The organism is Nocardia sp. NPDC057455 (assembly GCF_042802775.1).
In the GTDB taxonomy this organism is placed as follows: Bacteria; Actinomycetota; Actinomycetes; order Mycobacteriales; family Mycobacteriaceae; genus Nocardia.
In genome coordinates, this window is sequence record NZ_JBHVDM010000195.1 from 1 (window position 1) to 2,451 (window position 2,451).

Sequence of the window (2,451 nt, forward strand, 5' to 3'; positions counted from 1 at the left end):
GCAAAACTGGAATGAGGGTCGGATGGGTTTGGTTGGGTTGGTTCCTGAGCTGCAAGTTAGGGTCTAAATCGTGCAGAGATGGCGAAGTCTCGACGAGGTGCCCGCGGACTGGGGGCGCTGTGTCCTCACGATCGGTGTGTTCGACGGCGTGCACCGCGGTCACGCGCAGCTCATCAGCCGGGCCGTGAAGTCCGCCGCCGCGCGCGGCGTGCCGGCGGTGCTGATGACGTTCGATCCGCACCCGATGGAAGTGGTCCGCCCCGGCTCACACCCCGCGCAGCTGACCACCCTGACCCGACGCGCCGAACTGGCCGAGGAACTGGGCGTGGACGTGTTCTGCGTCATGCCGTTCACGCAGGAGTTCATGAAGCTGACTCCCGCGCGTTATGTCCACGACCTGCTGGTGGAGCGGTTGCACGTGGTCGAGGTGGTGGTCGGTGACAACTTCACTTTCGGCAAGAAAGCCGCGGGCTCGGTCGAGACCATGCGCGAGCTCGGCAAGCGCTTCGGCTTCGAGGTCGACGGCGTGACCCTGCTCGCCGAACACGCCGTGACCTTCTCCTCGACCTACATCCGCGCGTGCGTCGATGCCGGGGACATGGCGGCCGCGGCCGAGGCGCTGGGACGCCCGCACCGGGTGGAGGGCGTCGTCGTGCACGGTGACGGCCGCGGCAAGCAACTCGGTTTTCCCACCGCGAACGTCGCGCCGCCGATGCACGCCGCGATTCCGGCCGACGGCGTGTACGCGGGATGGTTCACCGTGCTCGGCCCCGGCCCCACCATCGGTACCGTCACCCCGGGCGAGCGGGCCATGGCCGCCGTCTCGGTGGGCACCAATCCGACCTTCTCCGGCCGCGCCCGCACCGTCGAGGCGTACGTGCTCGACGGCGAGGCCGATCTCTACGGTCAGCACGTCGCGGTGGACTTTGTCGAGCACATCCGGGGCCAGCGCAAATTCGAGTCGGTGGAGGAGCTAGTCGAGTCCATGGGCCGCGACGTGGAGACCGCGCGCAAGATCCTCAGCGCCGTCGACGCCGGGTGAGCGTCAAGACTTCATGAAATCGAGCAGATCGTCGTTGAGCTGCTCGGCATGCGTGATGTACAGGCCGTGCCCGGCGGTCGGGTACTCCTTGTAGACGCAGTTCGGGATGAGTTTCGCAGTGCGCCTGCTGCTGGCGTCGATCGGGATGGACTGATCCGGGACCCCGTGCACGACCAGCGCGGGTATCGGCAGATTCCGCAGAGTCTCGCGGTGGTCGGACCGGAAGGTCGTTTCCCAGACCGCGATGGTGGCCCACGGCGCGGCGGACAGGCAGCGGCGGGTCTCGTGCTCGATCAGCGCGGGGGAGACGTCGTTGCCGAGATGGGTGGCGAAGTATCCCTGCGCGCGGTCGGCGAACCATTTGGGCCGGTCTTTGCGCCACTGCGCCACCGAGGCCAGGCTCAGTTCGTCCGGAAGACCTTCGGGGTTGTCCTCGGTCTGCCGCAGGAACGGGAGCGTGGTGGCGAACAGCGCGATGCGCGCGACCCGCGTGGTGCGGTGCCTGGCCAGGTAGTGCGCGACTTCCGCGCCGCCCGCGGAGTGGGCGACCAGGGTGAGATCGCGCAGGTCCAGGCGTTCGATCAGCTCGGCCACGTCGTCGGCGCGGGTGTCCAGGTCGTATCCGGTGGACGGCCGGTCCGAGCGGCCGTGCCCGCGCCGGTCGAGCAGCACGCAGCGGTAACCCTGCTCGACGAAGAAGGGGACTTGGTACTCCCACATCTCCGTGTTCAGCGCCCACCCGGCGATGAACACGATCGGTGCTCCGGTTCCGTAGTCCTCGTAAGCCAGGCGGGTGCCGTCGGTCGTCTCCAGGTAGGGCATCGTTTCTCTCCTCGTATTCGGCGGCCTGACAAGAAGATTCGCAGCCGAGCTGCGCGGAGTCGATTACCCGGAAGGTAATGCCTACGCTTCCCTGTGCCGCGCGGCCGGAACGGGGGCCAGGCTCGCGGGCGGCGATTTCGGTGGGGAGCGCCCGGTCCGGTAGTGTGGTCCCTCGGGTTTGCTGCGGTCCGCGGTGGCGCCCATACCCGGGTAACCGGACATTCGAGCGCGGAACTGAGAAACAGGAGTGGATGCCCCATGGCGCTGACCACCGAGCAGAAGTCGGCGATTCTCGCCGAGTACGGCCTGCACGAGAAGGACACCGGTTCGCCGGAGGCGCAGATCGCGCTGCTGTCCAAGCGGATCGCCGACATCACCGAGCACCTCAAGAAGCACAAGCACGACCACCACACCCGCCACGGCCTGATGGCGCTGATCGGTCGTCGCAAGCGCCTGTCGAAGTACCTGCAGGACAACGACATCAACCGCTACCGTTCGCTGATCGAGCGGCTCGGGCTCAGGCGGTAATTTTTTGCGGCGCCTGCGGCGCCGCGTGTTCGCGGCCCCTTTATGGCTCGCGTCCGAGC

General features: G+C 67.5%; 3 protein-coding genes. 2 read left to right on the forward strand and 1 reads right to left on the reverse strand.

Annotation, left to right across the window (positions count from 1 at the left end; genetic code table 11):
* The first annotated feature begins 70 nt into the window (after positions 1 to 70).
* Positions 71 to 1,042: a bifunctional riboflavin kinase/FAD synthetase gene (locus ACFU5M_RS34370; RefSeq protein WP_379055779.1), complete on the forward strand. Its 972-nt coding sequence runs from the start codon at positions 71 to 73 to the stop codon at positions 1,040 to 1,042.
* A gap of 3 nt (positions 1,043 to 1,045) precedes the next feature.
* Here ACFU5M_RS34370 and ACFU5M_RS34375 read toward each other — a convergent pair whose 3' ends face one another.
* Positions 1,046 to 1,864 carry an alpha/beta fold hydrolase gene (locus tag ACFU5M_RS34375; protein WP_379055781.1) on the reverse strand — a complete coding sequence of 273 codons (819 nt, stop codon included), beginning with the start codon at positions 1,862 to 1,864 and terminating at the stop codon, positions 1,046 to 1,048.
* Between the two features lie 258 nt (positions 1,865 to 2,122).
* On the opposite strand from ACFU5M_RS34375, the gene rpsO reads away from it, so the two are divergent.
* Entirely contained in the window at positions 2,123 to 2,392 is a 270-nt protein-coding gene (gene rpsO, locus ACFU5M_RS34380) for a 30S ribosomal protein S15 (protein WP_039799352.1), read from the forward strand.
* Positions 2,393 to 2,451: the final 59 nt, after the last annotated feature.